The 16,867-nt window shown below is 57.7% G+C and carries 18 protein-coding genes; 10 read left to right on the top strand and 8 right to left on the bottom strand.

The genetic code is table 11. The annotated features are described in order from the left end of the window. The first annotated feature begins 32 nt into the window (after positions 1 to 32). The 3 genes from ltaE to CWM54_RS00740 all read left to right on the top strand — a co-directional run bounded on the left by ltaE (position 33) and on the right by CWM54_RS00740 (position 3,588). Positions 33 to 1,034, top strand: a complete 1,002-nt coding sequence (gene ltaE, locus CWM54_RS00750; RefSeq protein WP_100695652.1) for a low-specificity L-threonine aldolase — start codon at positions 33 to 35, stop codon at positions 1,032 to 1,034. A gap of 10 nt (positions 1,035 to 1,044) precedes the next feature. Then, the gene (locus CWM54_RS00745) at positions 1,045 to 2,487 is read left to right on the top strand and encodes an SDR family oxidoreductase (RefSeq protein WP_100695650.1); all 1,443 of its coding nucleotides are present in this window, start codon (positions 1,045 to 1,047) and stop codon (positions 2,485 to 2,487) included. A gap of 87 nt (positions 2,488 to 2,574) precedes the next feature. Beyond that, positions 2,575 to 3,588 carry an NAD-dependent epimerase/dehydratase family protein gene (locus tag CWM54_RS00740; protein WP_044612794.1) on the top strand — a complete coding sequence of 338 codons (1,014 nt, stop codon included), beginning with the start codon at positions 2,575 to 2,577 and terminating at the stop codon, positions 3,586 to 3,588. On the opposite strand, the gene CWM54_RS00735 is transcribed toward CWM54_RS00740, so the two are convergent. Next, positions 3,585 to 4,415: an N-acetylmuramoyl-L-alanine amidase gene (locus CWM54_RS00735; protein ID WP_061155206.1), complete on the bottom strand. Its 831-nt coding sequence runs from the start codon at positions 4,413 to 4,415 to the stop codon at positions 3,585 to 3,587. The genes CWM54_RS00740 and CWM54_RS00735 overlap by 4 nt on opposite strands. A 31-nt stretch (positions 4,416 to 4,446) precedes the next feature. After that, positions 4,447 to 5,586, bottom strand: coding sequence for a GGDEF domain-containing protein (locus CWM54_RS00730; RefSeq protein WP_100695648.1), 1,140 nt, complete (start codon positions 5,584 to 5,586; stop codon positions 4,447 to 4,449). Positions 5,587 to 5,947: 361 nt separating this feature from the next. Between CWM54_RS00730 and yahO the strand changes: the two genes are divergently transcribed. The 7 genes from yahO to artJ all read left to right on the top strand — a co-directional run bounded on the left by yahO (position 5,948) and on the right by artJ (position 11,002). Further along, the gene (yahO, locus tag CWM54_RS00725) at positions 5,948 to 6,220 is read left to right on the top strand and encodes a DUF1471 family periplasmic protein YahO (RefSeq protein ID WP_008805825.1); all 273 of its coding nucleotides are present in this window, start codon (positions 5,948 to 5,950) and stop codon (positions 6,218 to 6,220) included. 253 nt (positions 6,221 to 6,473) lie between these two features. Beyond that, positions 6,474 to 6,989 carry a lipoprotein gene (locus tag CWM54_RS00720; protein ID WP_025712993.1) on the top strand — a complete coding sequence of 172 codons (516 nt, stop codon included), beginning with the start codon at positions 6,474 to 6,476 and terminating at the stop codon, positions 6,987 to 6,989. A gap of 226 nt (positions 6,990 to 7,215) precedes the next feature. Next, positions 7,216 to 7,944, top strand: a complete 729-nt coding sequence (gene artP / locus CWM54_RS00715) for an arginine ABC transporter ATP-binding protein ArtP (RefSeq protein WP_012968630.1) — start codon at positions 7,216 to 7,218, stop codon at positions 7,942 to 7,944. A 20-nt stretch (positions 7,945 to 7,964) separates the two neighbouring features. Further along, positions 7,965 to 8,696 (top strand): arginine ABC transporter substrate-binding protein ArtI, encoded by a 732-nt coding sequence (gene artI, locus CWM54_RS00710; protein ID WP_002896390.1) that lies wholly within the window; start codon positions 7,965 to 7,967, stop codon positions 8,694 to 8,696. A 6-nt stretch (positions 8,697 to 8,702) separates the two neighbouring features. Continuing rightward, a complete protein-coding gene (gene artQ, locus CWM54_RS00705) occupies positions 8,703 to 9,419 on the top strand; it encodes an arginine ABC transporter permease ArtQ (RefSeq protein WP_023288989.1) in 717 nt (238 codons plus the stop codon). After that, the gene (gene artM, locus CWM54_RS00700) at positions 9,419 to 10,087 is read left to right on the top strand and encodes an arginine ABC transporter permease ArtM (protein ID WP_008805822.1); all 669 of its coding nucleotides are present in this window, start codon (positions 9,419 to 9,421) and stop codon (positions 10,085 to 10,087) included. Before artQ ends, artM begins: the two co-directional genes overlap by 1 nt. A 183-nt stretch (positions 10,088 to 10,270) precedes the next feature. After that, positions 10,271 to 11,002 carry an arginine ABC transporter substrate-binding protein ArtJ gene (artJ, locus tag CWM54_RS00695; protein ID WP_008805821.1) on the top strand — a complete coding sequence of 244 codons (732 nt, stop codon included), beginning with the start codon at positions 10,271 to 10,273 and terminating at the stop codon, positions 11,000 to 11,002. 82 nt (positions 11,003 to 11,084) lie between these two features. Here the strand turns inward: artJ and CWM54_RS00690 are convergent, their stop codons facing one another. From CWM54_RS00690 to potH, 6 genes are all read right to left on the bottom strand, one after another. Next, positions 11,085 to 12,557, bottom strand: coding sequence for an ATP-binding protein (locus CWM54_RS00690; RefSeq protein WP_100695646.1), 1,473 nt, complete (start codon positions 12,555 to 12,557; stop codon positions 11,085 to 11,087). Beyond that, on the bottom strand, positions 12,554 to 13,270 hold the full coding sequence (locus tag CWM54_RS00685; RefSeq protein WP_025712995.1) for a response regulator transcription factor: 717 nt from the start codon (positions 13,268 to 13,270) through the stop codon (positions 12,554 to 12,556). The genes CWM54_RS00690 and CWM54_RS00685 overlap by 4 nt, the downstream gene beginning before the upstream one ends. 78 nt (positions 13,271 to 13,348) lie before the next feature. Further along, the gene (gene rlmC / locus CWM54_RS00680) at positions 13,349 to 14,476 is read right to left on the bottom strand and encodes a 23S rRNA (uracil(747)-C(5))-methyltransferase RlmC (RefSeq protein WP_100695644.1); all 1,128 of its coding nucleotides are present in this window, start codon (positions 14,474 to 14,476) and stop codon (positions 13,349 to 13,351) included. Positions 14,477 to 14,517: 41 nt separating this feature from the next. Next, complete coding sequence (locus CWM54_RS00675) at positions 14,518 to 15,006, bottom strand: YbjO family protein (protein WP_061155210.1); 489 nt, start codon at positions 15,004 to 15,006, stop codon at positions 14,518 to 14,520. A gap of 57 nt (positions 15,007 to 15,063) precedes the next feature. Beyond that, a complete protein-coding gene (gene potI / locus CWM54_RS00670) occupies positions 15,064 to 15,909 on the bottom strand; it encodes a putrescine ABC transporter permease PotI (protein WP_002896372.1) in 846 nt (281 codons plus the stop codon). Beyond that, positions 15,906 to 16,859, bottom strand: coding sequence for a putrescine ABC transporter permease PotH (gene potH, locus CWM54_RS00665; RefSeq protein ID WP_061155211.1), 954 nt, complete (start codon positions 16,857 to 16,859; stop codon positions 15,906 to 15,908). The genes potI and potH overlap by 4 nt, the downstream gene beginning before the upstream one ends. Between the last annotated feature and the right edge of the window lie 8 nt (positions 16,860 to 16,867).

Here is a 16,867-nt window from a genome sequence, read left to right as displayed (position 1 = left end):
AGCCATACTCTGAACCAGAACAAGGAAAAGCCGTGATCGATCTGCGCAGTGATACCGTTACCCGCCCCGGGCGTGCCATGCTGGAAGCCATGATGGCCGCCCCGGTCGGGGACGATGTGTATGGCGACGACCCTACCGTCAATGAACTTCAGCGCTATGCCGCCGATCTCGCCGGCAAAGAGGCGGCGCTGTTTCTGCCCACCGGTACCCAGGCCAACCTCGTTGGTCTGCTCAGCCACTGCCAGCGCGGCGAAGAGTATATCGTCGGCCAGGGGGCACATAACTATCTGTACGAAGCCGGCGGCGCGGCGGTACTCGGCAGTATTCAGCCACAGCCGATTGACGCCGCAGCGGATGGTTCGCTGCCGCTGGAGAAAGTGGCGGCGAAAATCAAACCCGACGATATTCATTTCGCCCCCACCCGTCTGCTCAGCCTGGAAAATACCCATAACGGTAAGGTGCTGCCGCGCGACTATCTGCAGGAAGCCTGGGCATTTACCCGCCAGCGCGACCTGGCGCTGCACGTCGACGGCGCGCGCATCTTTAACGCCGTGGTGGCCTACGGCTGCGAACTGCGTGATATCGCCCAGTACTGCGACTCCTTCACCATCTGCCTGTCAAAGGGGCTTGGTGCTCCGGTAGGCTCGCTGCTGCTCGGCAGCGAGGCGTACATTCGCCGTGCCGTCCGCTGGCGGAAAATGGTCGGCGGCGGCATGCGCCAGGCGGGCATTCTGGCTGCTGCCGGGCTGTACGCGCTGAAAAATAACGTGCAGCGCTTGCAGGAGGATCATGACAACGCCGCGTGGATGGCGGAGCAGCTGCGCGCCATCGGCGCCGACGTCACCCGCCACGATACTAACATGCTGTTTGTGCGCGTCGGCGAAGCGCAGGCCCCGGCGCTCGGCGAGTTTATGCAGGCGCGCGGCGTGTTGATCAACGCCTCGCCTGTTGTTCGTCTGGTCACTCACCTGGATGTCAATCGTCAGCAGCTGAGCGAGGTGGTCGCTCACTGGCAGGCTTTTTTACAGCGCTAAGGAGTCAGGCGTGTCGCAATCTGTTCTGGTGCTCGGCGCCAGCGGCTATATTGGCCAGCATTTGGTGCGCGAGTTAAGTGCGCGGGGTTATCCAGTGCTGGCGGCGGCACGCCATATCGACCGACTGCAAAAGCTCGATTTGCCCGGCGTCACCTGTCGGTCAGTCGATCTTAATCAGCCGCAGGCTCTGCCTGCACTGCTCGCCGGCATCGATACCCTTTATTATCTGGTACACGGTATGGGCGAAGGCGGCGATTTTATCGCCCATGAGCGCCGGGTGGCCACGCATGTGCGCGATGCCCTGCGTCAGTCGTCAGTGCGCCAGGTGATATTTCTCAGTTCGCTGCAGGCCCCGGTGCAGGAACAATCTGACCATCTGCGCGCCCGTCAGGTAACCGGCGATGTCCTGCGTGAGTCGGGTGTACCCGTGACCGAACTGCGGGCCGGGATTATCATCGGCGCCGGCTCTGCCGCCTTCGAGGTGATGCGCGACATGGTTTATAACCTGCCAGTGCTCACTCCCCCGCGCTGGGTACGCTCGCGTACCACCCCTGTCGCCCTGGAAAATCTGCTCTTTGACCTGGTTGAGCTGCTGAACCATCCGTCCCGCGAACACCGCGTCTTTGAAGCCGCCGGTCCGGAGGTCTTAAGCTATCAGCAGCAGTTCATTCGCTTTATGGCCGTCAGCGGCAAACATCGCCCTCTCATTCCCATCCCCTTGCCGACGCGCTGGATCTCGGTGTGGTTTCTTAACGTTATCACCTCGGTCCCGCCAACCATCGCCAAGGCGTTGATCCAGGGGCTGAAGCACGATCTGATTGCCGACGACCGCGCCCTGCGCGCGCTGATCCCACAAACGCTGATCCCCTTCGATCAGGCAGTCCGCCTGACGCTGAAAGACGAAGAGCGGCTGGTAAACTCCAGCGACTGGGGCTACGACGCGCAGGCCTTCGCCCGCTGGCGCCCGGAGTACGGCTACTTTCCGAAGCAGGCTGGCTGTACCGTGACCACCCAGGCGAGCCGCAAGGCGCTGTGGCAAGTCGTTAACCAAATCGGCGGTAAAGAGGGATATTTTTTCGGCAATATTCTGTGGAAAACCCGCGGTGCGATGGACCTGCTGGTCGGCCACCGCTTAGCCAAAGGGCGGCCACAGCGCGACTATTTGCAAACCGGCGATACGGTCGACAGCTGGAAGGTGATTATCGTGGAGGAAGAAAAACAGCTAACCTTATTATTCGGCATGAAAGCGCCGGGCCTGGGCCGGTTAAGCTTTACGATTAACGATAAAGGCGAGCGTCGTGAACTGGACGTGCGCGCTTGGTGGCACCCGCACGGTATGCCCGGACTGGTCTACTGGCTGCTGATGATCCCGGCGCATCTGTTTATTTTCCGCGGTATGGCGCAACGCATCGCCCGGCTGGCCGAACAAATCTCAGGCATAGACGAAGGATAAGTATTATTCTTTCATGATTCTCATTGCATAGTCGGGAGAATCACGGAAAAATGCGCACGAAATTCTTTTCTGGGACAGTTGAGTGATATGAAGGTACTGGTTACCGGTGCGACCAGCGGATTAGGCCGCAACGCAGTGGAATATCTGCGCAATAAGGGCATCAGCGTGCGAGCCACCGGGCGCAACGAAGCGATGGGTAAGCTTCTGAGCAAGATGGGGGCGGAATTCATCCCGGCAGATTTAACCGAGCTGGTCTCTTCGCAGGCTAAAGTGATGCTCGCCGGTATCGATACCCTGTGGCACTGCTCGAGTTTTACCTCGCCCTGGGGCACCCAGCAGGCTTTCGATCTCGCTAACGTCCGCGCCACCCGTCGCCTGGGCGAATGGTCTGTGGCATGGGGGGTGCGCAATTTCGTCCATATCTCTTCGCCATCGCTCTATTTCGATTATCACCACCATCGCGATATCCAGGAAGATTTCCGCCCGCACCGCTTCGCCAACGAGTTTGCCCGCAGCAAAGCGGCCAGCGAGGAGGTGATCAACCTGCTGGCGCAGGCCAACCCACATACCCGTTTTACCATTCTGCGCCCGCAGAGCCTGTTCGGGCCGCACGATAAAGTCTTTATTCCCCGACTGGCGCAAATGATGCAGCACTATGGCAGCGTCCTGTTGCCGCGGGGCGGCAGCGCGCTGGTTGACATGACCTATTATGAAAATGCGGTACATGCGATGTGGCTGGCAAGCCAGTCAGCCTGCGACCATCTCCCTTCCGCCCGCGCGTGGAATATCAGCAATGGCGAACCGCGCACCTTGCGGAGTATCGTGCAGAAACTGATCGATGAGCTGGGCATCAAGTGCCGGATCCGCTCAGTTCCCTACCCGATGCTGGATATTATCGCCCGCAGCATGGAGCGTTTTGGCGATAAAACAGCCAAAGAGCCCGCGTTTACCCACTACGGCGTCTCTAAGCTGAATTTTGATTTTACGCTTGATATCACCCGCGCACAGGATGAGCTGGGCTATCAGCCGGTGGTGACACTTGACGAGGGCATTGTGCGTACCGCCGCCTGGCTACGCGACCACGGTAAACTTCACCGCTAACCCTGACCATATTTTTCTAACAGCGCCTCGGCTATCGCCTCGGTTTGCGCATCCGCTACGCCATCCCAGCGCTGCGGACGGAAGTGCATCTGGAAGGCGATAATCACCCGCTTCTGCTGCGCGGGGGTCATCTCCGGCGTCACCTGATAACCATAGCGCGCCAGTAAATCCAGCACCACCTCAGGGTCAACGGGATCGCTGGCCGACCGTCCGTTCAGATAAAAGGCCACCCGCTGCTCGTCAGGCCAGGCGCCAATCCCCTGCTGCGCCAGCTCTTGCCAGGGGAATAATGGCCCCGGATCGTCTTTGCGCTGCGGCGCGATGTCCGCATGGGCGACCACGTTCTGCGGTGCAATATGGTAGCGGGCGATAATATCGCGCGCCAGCGGGATCAGGGCCGCTATCTGTTCCGGGCGAAAGGGGGTAAAGCTTTTGACACCCGCCGTCTTCTGCCAGCCGCGGTTCTCCAGCTCAATGCCGATGGACGTATCATTGATACGCGTACTGCCGCGCCAGTAGCTCACCCCGGCGTGCCAGGCTAAATCCTCTTCCGGCACCAGCTGCCAGATCCGCGGTTTATGATGATAACGCGGCGGCTGCTCGGGGATTAAATAGTGGGAGCTGACCTCTTTATCGGTCAACGTCGCCAGAGAAACATCAAAATTGTCTGCCGTATAGTGGATCACCAACACTTTTATTCGCGGATAGGCCGCCTGCGCCGGATGGCGAGTGTCCAGCTGGTATCCATCGCGATCGATAATTCCCTTTTCCCCGGCACAGCCGGTTAGCAGCAGCGCCAGCAGGGCGATCCGCGCAATCCGTTTCATCCCCTCTCCCTCGCCCGGCAGTGGAGCCGGGTTAATAAGACCATTGATTACGTCCTTTATTTTTAGCCTGGTACAACGCACTGTCCGCCCGGGCGATGAGCGCCTCCACCGGGACCGTACCATCGGAAGCCACGATCCCCATACTGACGGTCACCACCTCCGCCACCGCTGAGGCTTCATGCGGCAGGGCCGCGTCGTGGATTTTCTGCTGAATGCGCTCGGCAATGGCGGTGGCGTGCGCTAAGGAAACCCCGGGCAGCGCCACCACAAACTCTTCGCCGCCGTAGCGGGCCACCAGATCGTCCTCAGCCCGCACCGCCATTTTAAGCACCTGCGCGACAGACGATAAGCAGTCATCGCCGGCCTGATGACCGTAATGGTCGTTATAGCGCTTAAAGTAATCAACATCGATCATAATCAGCGCTAACGGCGCTTTTTGCTCCCAGAGCTGCGCCAGAAAAGCATTCAGTGCCCGGCGGTTGGCCGTTCCGGTTAAGGCATCCTGGTTGGCGATACTTTCCAGCCGATGGATAAGCTGCATATTTTCCTGGTGCGTATCCCAGGCTTCGTCATACCAGCGCTGCAGAATACGCCGCCCATAAAGCAAAATCGCCGTAAAAATAGCCCATAAGGTCAAAAATCGTACTTCAGCGTCATAGTGAATCTGCACCCCTGCCAGCAAGGCGGTCACCCACATCGGTAGCATAAAGGCGATAATTCCGGGCCAGTGGTGATACAGCGCGGTGAGGCCGGTGGTCATTAAAATCACCAGCAGTGGCCAGGCGAAGGGCAAGGTCCAGAAAAAGATGAAACAGTAATTACTCAGGGACCAGCACAGGCTGAGCGCCAGCAGCAGCCCGGTGATGATATTCAGCGTATATCGCCCCTGCGCCAGCCGCGGCGTGACGGCGATGGCCGCTAAAATAGTCGAAATAATAATGACCGCAATCAGCGCCACTTCAATATAAGGAATAACCGCCTGGTGCGTCAGTAACTTCTGATCAAAATAAGTGAAGATGAAATTACGGAAGAAAATCATTAACGCGAAAGCGATGTTGACGAAGGCCAGCCAGGGCATACTCATCGACAGCGCATGTCTCTGGACATTATCTCGGGTGGCCCACAACGCGGCTCGCTGCTCCCGCGCACTCTCTCGCTTATTCGTTAACATCTTGTCTCCCTGGTGACCTGCATGACCATGGGCGTAGCCCCTGCTCTTCTTTATGATAAACCATGTTCCCGGGAATGTCTGTCAGCGCCCCGCCCCCTTCTCCTGCCGGCGCCTCAGCTAATTTTCAGCTAACAACAGTGGAAAAAGGTCTGGCGCCGCCCCTATGTTCATTCGGCAAAAAAAAGCAAGAATTATCAATGAGAACCACGTCATCTTTTGTTTAAAAAATAGTTACCTAAACGTCATAAAATTGCAGTATTGCACTTGAAAAAAAAGCGGCGTTAGTACAATCTGAAACCGCTCATTGGTCAGTTAAAACAAGAGCATGATGATAGCAAAATAAACAATGGAGTTTAAAAATATGAAATATGCAGCTTTAGTGGCAGGTGCAGCATTGTTTTTAACGGCGAACGCCTTCTCCGCTGAGATTTTAACGAAAGAAGCCTTTAATAAGGTCCATACGCAATATACCAAAATCGGCACCATTTCCTCTACTGGCCAGACTGCGCCGAGCGATGCCCGAGAAGAACTGATTAAAAAGGCCGATGAAAAAGGCGCGGACGTTATCGTGCTCTCCTCCGGTAATACCGATAAAAAACTTCACGTCTCCGCTAACATCTATAAGAAGAAGTAATTAATCTTATATCTCAAGAAACATTATCCTATTGCCGGGTAATGTTTCTTGTTTGCTCAAAAAGTCTGTTTATTTTTAAACGGCGCCTGTTTTTTCCTGCCCTAATATCATTCTGTGATGCTCATTGTCGATTTCCTGCCCTAAGGCCGTAGTCACATCAAGGTCTTAGCTCTTTGCGTCAAGTACAATCCGCACGCTATACGCTATGCTTTAACGGAAACTGAAAACGTAGTTTGCTTATAAGGAAATCATCATGCGCTACAAACTTCTTGCTGTACTTCTCCCTTGCGCGCTGGCGCTCAGCGCCTGTACGACCGTCACCCCGGCCTATAAAGATAATGGCACTCGCAGCGGCCCCTGCGTTGAAGGCGGCCCTGACGACGTAGCGCAAAAATTCTATGACACCCAGATCCAGAATCGCACTCAGGATCCGGCAGCACTGCGCCCCTATCTGAGCGACGGACTGGCGCAGTTACTCAACGACGCCCGCCAGGATCCGGCCAACAGCAAACTGTTACAGGCTAACCCGTTCTCCAGTAGCAGCACCCCGGCGGACAGCGCCGTCGTTGCCAGCGCCTCCACCATCCCGAACCGTGATGCGCGCAATATTCCGCTGCGCGTCGAACTGAAACAGGGTACCCAAAGCTGGAAAGATGAAGTGCTGATGATCCAGGAAGGCCAGTGCTGGGCCGTCGATGACGTTCGCTATCTCGGCAATAACAGCCACGCACCAGCGGGTTCATTGCGACAGAGTCTGGAGAAACGCTGATTCCGGAGTTGAAGCCACGCCGCTGAAACGATACCCCCGGTAAAATGTCGGTATTCGCCCCGGGAATGCCGACATTTGCGCCTCCCTCACCCACCAGGCCATATTTTGTGCTAACTTTAAAGCTAAACGTGGTTTAGATTTAACTTTTAACGCATAAATATTGCATAACTATTCTGCCAAAGGTACTATTTGCGGCCTCAATAGCTATTCGTATCAGACTGCCCAGATGAGTATTAAACTAAACGGCATTAATTGCTTCTACGGCGCACACCAGGCGCTGTTCGACATCACGCTGGATTGCCCGCAGGGGGAAACGCTGGTGCTGCTCGGCCCCAGCGGTGCCGGGAAGAGCTCGCTGCTGCGCGTACTCAACCTGCTGGAGATGCCGCGTTCCGGTTCGTTATCCATCGCCGGCAACCAATTCGACTTCACCAAAGCGCCGTCCGATAAAGCGATTCGCGAGCTGCGTCAGAACGTCGGCATGGTCTTTCAGCAGTACAACCTGTGGCCGCACCTGACGGTGCAGCAAAACCTGATCGAAGCCCCCTGTCGCGTACTGGGGTTAAGCAAGGATCAGGCGCTGGCTCGTGCAGAGAAGCTGCTGGAACGCCTGCGTCTGAAGCCTTACAGCGATCGCTATCCGCTGCATTTATCCGGCGGCCAGCAGCAGCGTGTGGCTATCGCCCGCGCGCTGATGATGGAGCCGCAGGTCCTGCTGTTCGATGAGCCTACCGCGGCGCTCGATCCGGAAATCACGGCTCAAATCGTCAGCATTATCCGCGAGCTGGCTGAAACCGGCATCACCCAGGTTATCGTCACCCACGAAGTTGAAGTGGCGCGCAAGACGGCCAGTCGGGTGGTGTATATGGAAAATGGCCATATCGTCGAGCAAGGGGATGCCTCCTGCTTCACGCATCCGCAAACTGACGCGTTTAAAAACTATCTTTCACATTGATGTTTTTCGGGGAAATGACGATGAAAAAAGTACTGATAGCCGCCCTGCTCGCAGGCATGAGCCTCTCCGCTTCCGCCGCGCAGACCATTCGTTTCGCCACCGAGGCCTCCTACCCTCCGTTTGAGCTGGTGGACGCCAACAACCAGATCGTCGGTTTCGATGTCGATCTGGCGAACGCGCTGTGTAAAGAGATCGATGCCACCTGTACCTTTACCAACCAGGCCTTTGACAGCCTGATCCCGGGACTGAAATTCCGCCGTTTCGACGCGGTCATGGCCGGGATGGACATCACGCCGGAGCGTGAAAAGCAGGTGCTTTTCTCTACCCCGTATTATGACAACTCGGCGCTGTTCGTCGGTCAGCAGGGTAAGTTCACCAGCATTGACCAGCTGAAGGGCAAAAAAGTGGGCGTGCAGAACGGCACCACCCACCAGAAATTCATCACCGATAAACATCCGGAAATTACTACCGTTCCTTACGACAGCTACCAGAATGCGAAGCTGGACCTGCAGAATGGTCGTATTGACGCGGTCTTTGGTGATACCGCCGTGGTCACCGAATGGCTGAAGAGCAATCCGAAGCTGGCGGCCGTGGGCGACAAAGTGACCGACAAAGCCTATTTCGGCACCGGGCTGGGCATTGCCGTGCGTCAGGGCAACACCGATCTGCAGCAGAAATTTAACGCTGCGCTGGAAAAAGTGAAGAAAGACGGCACTTACCAGACCATCTATAACAAATGGTTCCAGAAGTAAGACTGAATGAACGAAATTTTTCCATTAGCAAGCGCCGCCGGGATGACCGTCGGCCTTGCCGTTTGCGCGCTCGCCATCGGCCTAGTCCTGGCGATGCTCTTTGCGGTACTGGAGTCAGTGAAATGGCGTCCGGTAGCCTGGCTTGCAACCGGCATTGTGACCATTCTGCGCGGACTACCGGAAATTCTGGTGGTACTGTTTATCTATTTCGGCTCTTCCCAGCTGCTGCTGACGCTCTCTGACGGTTTCACCATCCCGCTCGGGTTCACGCAGATCCCGGTGCAGATGCAGATTGAGAACTTTGACGTCAGTCCGTTCCTCTGCGGGGCGATCGCCCTGTCGCTGCTGTATGCCGCCTACGCCTCGCAAACGCTGCGCGGCGCGCTGAAAGCCGTTCCGCAAGGGCAGTGGGAGTCCGGCCAGGCGCTAGGGCTGTCGAAAGCCGCGATTTTCTTCCGCCTGGTGATGCCGCAGATGTGGCGCCATGCCCTTCCCGGTCTCGGTAACCAGTGGCTGGTGCTGCTAAAGGACACCGCGCTGGTGAGCCTGATCAGCGTCAACGATCTGATGCTGCAGACCAAAAGCATCGCCACTCGCACTCAGGAACCCTTTAACTGGTATATCATTGCGGCGGCAATCTATCTCGTCATCACCCTGTTGAGTCAATACATCCTTAAGCGGATTGACCAGCGTGCGACGCGCTTCGAACGGAGACCAGGCTGATGCTCGACTACTTACCCGAACTGCTGAAAGGGCTTCATACCAGCCTGACGCTGACCGTGGCGTCGATTATCGTGGCGCTGATCCTGTCGCTGATTTTTACCATAATCCTGACGCTGAAAACGCCGGGGCTGGTGTGGATAGTCCGCGGCTATATCACCCTGTTTACCGGTACGCCGCTGCTGGTGCAGATCTTCCTGATTTACTACGGCCCCGGACAGTTTCCTTCGCTGCAGGATTATCCGTGGCTGTGGCATCTTATCTCCGAACCGTGGCTGTGCGCCCTAATCGCCCTGTCGCTCAACAGCGCCGCCTACACCACTCAGCTGTTTTATGGCGCCATCCGGGCGATCCCCGACGGGCAATGGCAGTCCTGCAGCGCGCTGGGGATGAGTAAAAAGGATACCCTGGCGATCCTGCTGCCCTATGCTTTTAAGCGTGCGCTGTCGTCCTATTCCAACGAAGTGGTGCTGGTTTTCAAGAGTACCTCTCTGGCCTACACCATCACCCTGATGGAAGTGATGGGACACGGCCAGCTGCTGTACGGACGCACTTACGACGTGATGGTGTTCGGCGCCGCCGGGATTATCTATCTCATCGTCAACGGACTGCTGACGCTGCTGATGCGCCTGGTGGAACGTAAAGCGCTGGCCTTCGAGCGACGTAACTAGCGACGGAACATATTGCATAAAAAGCAGACAACAAGACGGACAAGTCTAACACCTGTCCGTCTTTTTTTATGCCATTAAAAATACTTAATCATTTTTATTGCATATAAATTCATTTAATGGCATTGTCACTCTATGCCGCAGACACGGCGAATAATCATAAGATTGACAGACGGGAGTTCCACGATGAAAAAGTTAGTTCTGGCTGCACTGCTCACCACGTTCACCTTCGGCGCTGCCGCCGCGGAGAAAATCAGCTTCGGCGTGTCCGCGACCTATCCGCCGTTTGAATCGATGGATGCCAATAATCAGATTGTCGGTTTCGATCTCGACCTGGCCAAAGCGCTGTGCAAACAAATGCAGGCAGAATGTACCTTTACCAACCACGCGTTTGACAGCCTGATCCCGGCACTGAAGTTCAAGAAATATGATGCGGTGATTTCCGGAATGGATATTACGCCGGAACGGAGCAAGCAGGTGGCCTTCACCGACCCGTACTACGCCAACTCCGCGCTGGTGATCGCCAAAAAAGACGCGTTCCATTCCTTCGATGACCTGAAAGGCAAACGGATCGGCATGGAAAACGGCACTACTCACCAGAAATATCTGCAGGATAAACATCCTGAGGTGAAGACCGTCGCCTATGACAGCTACCAGAATGCGATTATCGATCTGAAAAATGGCCGTATCGACGGTGTGTTCGGCGACACGGCGGTGGTCAACGAGTGGCTGAAAACCAACCCGCAGCTGGGCGCAGCCACGCCGAAAGTGACGGATCCGCAATACTTCGGCACCGGACTCGGCATTGCTGTGCGCCCGGATAACAAGGCGCTGCTGGAGAAACTGAACGCCGCGCTGAAAGCGATTAAGGCCGACGGTACCTACCAGAAAATCAGCAATCAGTGGTTCCCGGAGTAACTTTTTTGCCGGGTGGCGCTGCGCTTACCCGGCCTACTCTTTCCCCGTAGCCGGGTAAGGTGTATCCGCATCCGGCAATGTCTCAAAGTGGCACGAAGAACCTGAACCGCGCCCCGCTTACCGACTCCACCAGTCTGATACCGCCTCCGTGCAGCTCCAACATTCGTTTCACAATCAGCAGCCCTAACCCGCCGCGATCCTCCCGCGATGCCTGGGTAGACAACGCCGACGGCCGCTGGAACAGATCGTCGCGCAGCGCGGCATCGACGCCCGTTCCGTTGTCTGCCACTTCCACCTGGAGCTGTTGATCCTCCTGCCAGACCGCCAGACGGATCTCCCCGCCGACGGGAGTATGCCGCATCGCGTTATCGAGCAGGTTGGTCACCACCCTCTCAATCATCGACACATCGGCGTTAATCAGCGGCAGCGGTCCCGGCACATCAATATGCAGGTTCACCTCGCGCGTGCGGGCAGTTAATTCAAACTTCTGCGCGACGTCGGAGATCAGCTCCCCCATCGCGAAACGCTCGCGCTGCGGCTTAATGCCCCCGTGCTCCAGTCGCGCCAGCTCAAACAGCTGCTGCGAGAGATGGCGCACTTTGTTGCCCTGACGCAGGGCGATGGTGAGATATTGCCTGCGCTCCTCGGCAGTCAGCCATTCGTCCTTCAGGGTCAGCGTTTCCAGATACCCCAGCAGCGAAGTCAGCGGCGTGCGCAAATCGTGGGAGATATTGGCCACAAATTCGCGGCGCTGGCGGTCGTTGTCGGCCAGCCGATCCCACTGGCCGGCTATCTGCTGCGCGAGGTCAATAAAACGATTCTCGAGCATCGCCACCTCGTTACCTGGCTGCGGCTCCGGTGTGCGGGCCGCCAGGGTTTTGATGGCGCTGATACTGTCCTGACCGCTCGCCACTACCTGGGCGGTGAGCAGGCGGACCGGCCGGGTGACCCAGAACCATGCCAGCCCCCCTGCCAGAAGGCCAAACAGGGCCACCAGCAGCAGCGTCCACAGAACAATGCTCCACAGCGTTTTTTGCCAGGCGTCGGCCGCCAGCTGATTAAAGGTCTCTCCCTGCAAAATGATATACAGGTAGCCGCGCAGCTGCCCGTCGACGCGCAGCGGGGCGGCGCTGAAGACTTTTCGTCCGTCGAGACTACGCGGATCGTCGCCATATACCGGCGACGCACTGCCGGTGAGAAAAGCCTGCACCGGCGCCATGTCGATACGCTGGCGCTGGATATGTCCCGGCGGCGCCGCATCGGCCAGCAGGTCGCCATCCGGCGACAGCAGATAGAGCTCCACGCTGGGATTAAAGGTCATCAGGCGGTCAAACAACGACTTCAGGGTTTGTCGGTTGACCTCGCCGTGGGCGTCCAGCAGCGGCTCGCGGGCCACAATCTGCTGAGCCAGCCCGGCGGAGAGGCGCTGCACCATGGCGTTGCCATACTGCGCGCTGCTGTGTAACTGAACGGCGCACACTGCCGCCGCGCACAGTATCAGCAGGGAGACCACCACCAGCGCCAGCCGCTGGCTGAGGCTTAAGCGGCGGATCACGGGGCGGCCTCTTGCGACACCGGGGCGAACTTATAGCCTTTACCCCAGACGGTAAGAATGATGTCCGGCTCCGCCGGATCACGTTCGATTTTGCTGCGCAGGCGGTTGATATGGGTATTAACCGTGTGCTCATAGCCCTCGTGCTGATATCCCCAAACCTGCTCCAGCAGCGCCAGCCGCGAAAACACCTCACCGGGATGGCGGGCGAAGTAATAGAGCAGATCGAATTCGCGCGGCGTGAGGTCCACCACCTCGCCGCGCAGCTTCACTTCGCGCGACAGCGGATCGATGCTCAGGCCATGGCAGGACAGGCGCCCGGCGTCCATCAGCAGGTTCTGCCCCATCGCCTCCTGGCGACGAAACAGCGCTTTGACGCGGGCGATAAGCTCCAGCAGTGAAAAGGGCTTCGCCAGATAATCATCGGCGCCCATCTCCAGGCCCAGCACGCGGTGCATTTCGCTGGTGCGAGCGCTGATGATAATCACCGGCAGGTAGCGGGTCATCTGACGGATACGCCGGCAGATCTCCAGGCCATCGACGCCAGGCAGCATCAAATCAAGGATCACCGCATCCCAGACCTGCTTTTCCAGCTGGACAAGGGCCTGGTCGCCGTCGGCTTCATGCACAATCTGATAGCCCTCATCCTGAAGATTGAGCCGCAGCAGCGTGGCAATATCCTCGTCATCTTCCACCAGCAGAATGGTTTTGGCCATTAGATTCCCCCCACCAATAACAAAACATGCAGCGCCAAGCTTACCTGATTTCAGCGACGCAAAGCCTTCACATTTTGTTTAAACTTCGCGGACCAGCAGGGTCAGCACTTCGTAGTGCGCGGTGTGAGGGAACATATCAAACAGCTGGACCCGCTCGACGCGATAGCCGCGAAGACGGGCAATATCGGTCGCCATGGTGCGAGCGTTACAGCTGGAATAGATGATATAGGGCGGCGCCATGCGGCTTAAATAGTCGCACAGTTCGGCGCCAATGCCGCGACGCGGCGGGTTGACCAACACCAGCTGCGGGATATCGTCTTCATGAGTGGCGAACTGCGTCGAGTCCAGCGCCTGAAAATGCAGATTGCTGAGCCCCAGCTGCGCGGCTGACTGTCTGGCGCAGGCGATCGCTTCCGGGGCAATCTCGATACCGGTCAGGCGCATCGCCGGCGTCGCGCAGTGCAGGCCAAATCCCCCGACGCCGCAAAACAGATCCCACATATGCTGGACCGGCAGCGCGCGCACCCAGTCGCGGGCGGTGGCATACAGCCGACTGGCTACCGCCGGGTTGGTCTGAAAGAAACTTTGCGGGCGGATCCACAGCGGCACCTCGTTAAAGACCTCCCCCAGCGCCTGCTGTTCGGTGAAGAAGATCTCCTGCTCGCCTTCCATGATTGCCATATGCACCGGCTGGATATTCGCCGTGATCACGCTGAGCTGCGGGAGCTGTGCCTGCAGCCACGGCAGCGCGGCGCGCAGCTGAGCCACCTTGGCCTCTGAGCGCAGCACGAAGCGCAGCATCATCTCTCCCTGCTGGCTGGCGGTCAGCAGCAGATATTTCAGCTCCCCGCGCTTGCGGGCGACGTTGTAGGGCGTTAACCCGGCGCGAGCGATAAAGGGTTTCAGGGCAGCAAACACCGGCGCAAACGCTGAAGGATAGAGCGGGCAGTCGGTGAGATCCACCGGGGTGCCATCGCGATGCAGCATCCCCAGCAACGGACGCTCAACGCTGCCGCTGACCACCATCTTGGCCTTGTTACGGAAGGCCGTCTCCGGCCCGCTGACCGGCTCGCCCCAGGCAGCGACCGGGATCGCCGCCAGCAGCGTGCGCAGATCGGCCATTTTATCGGCGAGCTGTTGCGGGACCGGCCGCTCCAGCCATTGACAGGAGCGGCAGCGGCCGGCGTCGTAGAGTGCGCAATGCATAATTGACCTTCAAAAATCCAGGGGCGGGGATTGTATCACCGTTATTGCAGGCGGAAAAACCGACGACAGTTTGCAGGCACAAACAGCAGCGTCAGGACCAGCAGATCCGGCAGTTTTTGCATCACCAGCGAGTGGAAAATCTCCCGTTTCGATTCACCGGGAATGCTGAACAGTTCCGGATAACCGTAGCCCAGCGACGCAGCCCACAGATAGCCGGCGGCAATCACCTGCGTTAGCAGATAGATCCAGCGTGCCCAGTTACGCCCTTTCACCAGTGAAAAAGCGCACCAGATTTCGATAAACACCAGCACCAGGCTGCCAAGGAAGACCAGCGTCAGGTTCCAGGTCTGGACGCTGCGGTGAATGAATTCGTTTAACCCCTGCAGACCCAACAGATTGAGGATCATCAGCAGATCCAGAGCACGAATCAAAATAATAGCAAAGGCCGCCACCTGCACCAGCGCAGGGACGTTAAGGCGGGCATGAGATGAGCGAGTTTTCGTAAACAATCCCAACGTAATGTCTTCCATGAAAACGGCGCCACAAGGTGGCGCCGACAGGAGGCTGCTGTACCGATTTTAGGTGGTTCAGCCTTGTCTTGCACGCTGGATATCGCGCACTCGCTGCTTTTCTGCGCGGGCCATCAAATACCAGGCGATAAAACCAACAATACCGACCACGCCAAGGATGAGCGTCGCCAGGGCGTTAATCTCCGGGTTGACCCCCATGCGCACGCTGGAGAAGACCAGCATCGGCAAGGTCGTGGCCCCGGGACCGGAGACAAAGCTGGCGATAACCAGGTCATCCAGCGACAACGTGAAGGCCAGTAGCCAGCCGGAGATCACCGCCGGCATAATCATCGGCAACGTGATGACGAAAAAGACCTTCAGCGGTGCCGCCCCCAAATCCATTGCCGCCTCTTCAATCGAGTGGTCCAGCTCGCGCAAACGCGAGGAGATCACCACCGCCACGTAGGCGGTACAGAAGGTGACGTGCGCCAGCCAGATGGTCAACATCCCGCGGTCCGACGGCCAGCCAATGGCATGCCCTAGCGCCACGAACAGCAGCAGCAGCGAGAGACCGGTGATCACGTCCGGCATGACCAGCGGCGCGGTGATCATAAATGCGAAGCCGTTAGACCCGCGAAAGCGTCCAAAGCGCACCATCACCACCGCGGCGATGGTACCGAGGATCGCCGCCGCCGTCGCCGCGCAGGCGGCGATGGTCAGGCTCAGCCCTACCGCGCTCATCATCGCATCATCGTGGAACAATTCGCTATACCAGCGCGTCGACCACCCGGCCCAGACCGTCACCAGTTTCGAGCTGTTGAATGAGTAGATCACCAGCATCAGCATCGGGGCATAGAGGAAGGTGAACCCGAGCACGAGGATCAGAATGCGCCACGGCGAGCGTACTACCGGCAAGTCGTTCATCCCTGCTCTCCCATCTGTTTTTGCTGGTGCTTGTGGAACCACATGATCGGCACGATCAGCAGTAGCAGCATGACAATCGCCACCGCCGAGGCGACCGGCCAGTCGCGGTTGTTAAAGAACTCCTGCCACAGCACGCGGCCAATCATAATGCTATCGGGGCCACCCAGCAGTTCCGGGATCACGAACTCCCCCACCGCCGGAATAAACACCAGCATGGAGCCGGCGATAATGCCGCCTTTGGTGAGCGGGACGATCACCTGGAAGAAGGTCTTCAGCGGCCGGGCGCCGAGATCCAGCGAGGCCTCCACCAGCGAATAGTCGATGCGGGTCAGCGCGGTGTAGATCGGCAGCACCATAAACGGCAGGTAGGCATACACGATACCGATATACACCGCCAGGTTGGTGTGCAGGATCTCCAGCGGCTGATCGATAACCCCTAACCACAGCAGGAAGTTATTCAACACGCCGTTGCTTTTCAGCAGCCCCATCCAGGCATAGACGCGGATTAAGAATGACGTCCACGACGGCAGGATCACCAGCAGTAGCAGAATATTGCGCGTCGACGGCTTGCTGTGCGCCACCGCCCAGGCCAGCGGATAGCCCAGCAGCAGGCAGCAGATCGTCGATATGCCCGCCACCTGCAGCGACTGGAGATAAGCTTCAAAATAGAGCGGATCGTCGGTCAACTGCAGGAAGTTGGCAAAGTTGAGGGTCAGCGTCAGCTGGCCATCCGCCCACTCCATCAGTTCGGTGTAGGGAGGGATCGCCCGCGCCATCTCGGCAAGACTTATCTTGAACACGATCAGGAACGGCAGCATAAACAACAGGATCAGCCACAGATAGGGCAGCGCAATCACCAGCTTGCGGCCATGCGCCATCTGCAGGCGTGCCACCCACAATGCGAAACCGCCCGGTTTTTTCTCCCCTGACGGGGATTCAACGGTACTCATCGCCCTCT

Source organism: Klebsiella sp. D-Nf1 (genome assembly GCF_002810515.1).
GTDB lineage: Bacteria > Pseudomonadota > Gammaproteobacteria > Enterobacterales > Enterobacteriaceae > Klebsiella > Klebsiella variicola.
The sequence above is the reverse complement of the archived record's forward strand: the minus strand, read 5'-3'. Positions and strand labels throughout refer to the sequence as shown.

What these genes read in the sequence shown, in the direction of transcription:
- artP (WP_012968630.1), top strand. Translation starts at nt 7,216, where the DNA reads ATGAGTATTAAACTAAACGGCATTAATTGCTTCTACGGCGCACACCAG.
- CWM54_RS00720 (WP_025712993.1), top strand. Translation starts at nt 6,474, where the DNA reads ATGCGCTACAAACTTCTTGCTGTACTTCTCCCTTGCGCGCTGGCGCTC.
- artQ (WP_023288989.1), top strand. Translation starts at nt 8,703, where the DNA reads ATGAACGAAATTTTTCCATTAGCAAGCGCCGCCGGGATGACCGTCGGC.
- rlmC (WP_100695644.1), bottom strand. Translation starts at nt 14,476, where the DNA reads ATGCATTGCGCACTCTACGACGCCGGCCGCTGCCGCTCCTGTCAATGG.
- CWM54_RS00740 (WP_044612794.1), top strand. Translation starts at nt 2,575, where the DNA reads ATGAAGGTACTGGTTACCGGTGCGACCAGCGGATTAGGCCGCAACGCA.
- CWM54_RS00675 (WP_061155210.1), bottom strand. Translation starts at nt 15,006, where the DNA reads ATGGAAGACATTACGTTGGGATTGTTTACGAAAACTCGCTCATCTCAT.
- CWM54_RS00735 (WP_061155206.1), bottom strand. Translation starts at nt 4,415, where the DNA reads ATGAAACGGATTGCGCGGATCGCCCTGCTGGCGCTGCTGCTAACCGGC.
- CWM54_RS00730 (WP_100695648.1), bottom strand. Translation starts at nt 5,586, where the DNA reads ATGTTAACGAATAAGCGAGAGAGTGCGCGGGAGCAGCGAGCCGCGTTG.
- potH (WP_061155211.1), bottom strand. Translation starts at nt 16,859, where the DNA reads ATGAGTACCGTTGAATCCCCGTCAGGGGAGAAAAAACCGGGCGGTTTC.
- artM (WP_008805822.1), top strand. Translation starts at nt 9,419, where the DNA reads ATGCTCGACTACTTACCCGAACTGCTGAAAGGGCTTCATACCAGCCTG.
- CWM54_RS00685 (WP_025712995.1), bottom strand. Translation starts at nt 13,270, where the DNA reads ATGGCCAAAACCATTCTGCTGGTGGAAGATGACGAGGATATTGCCACG.
- artJ (WP_008805821.1), top strand. Translation starts at nt 10,271, where the DNA reads ATGAAAAAGTTAGTTCTGGCTGCACTGCTCACCACGTTCACCTTCGGC.
- yahO (WP_008805825.1), top strand. Translation starts at nt 5,948, where the DNA reads ATGAAATATGCAGCTTTAGTGGCAGGTGCAGCATTGTTTTTAACGGCG.
- potI (WP_002896372.1), bottom strand. Translation starts at nt 15,909, where the DNA reads ATGAACGACTTGCCGGTAGTACGCTCGCCGTGGCGCATTCTGATCCTC.
- artI (WP_002896390.1), top strand. Translation starts at nt 7,965, where the DNA reads ATGAAAAAAGTACTGATAGCCGCCCTGCTCGCAGGCATGAGCCTCTCC.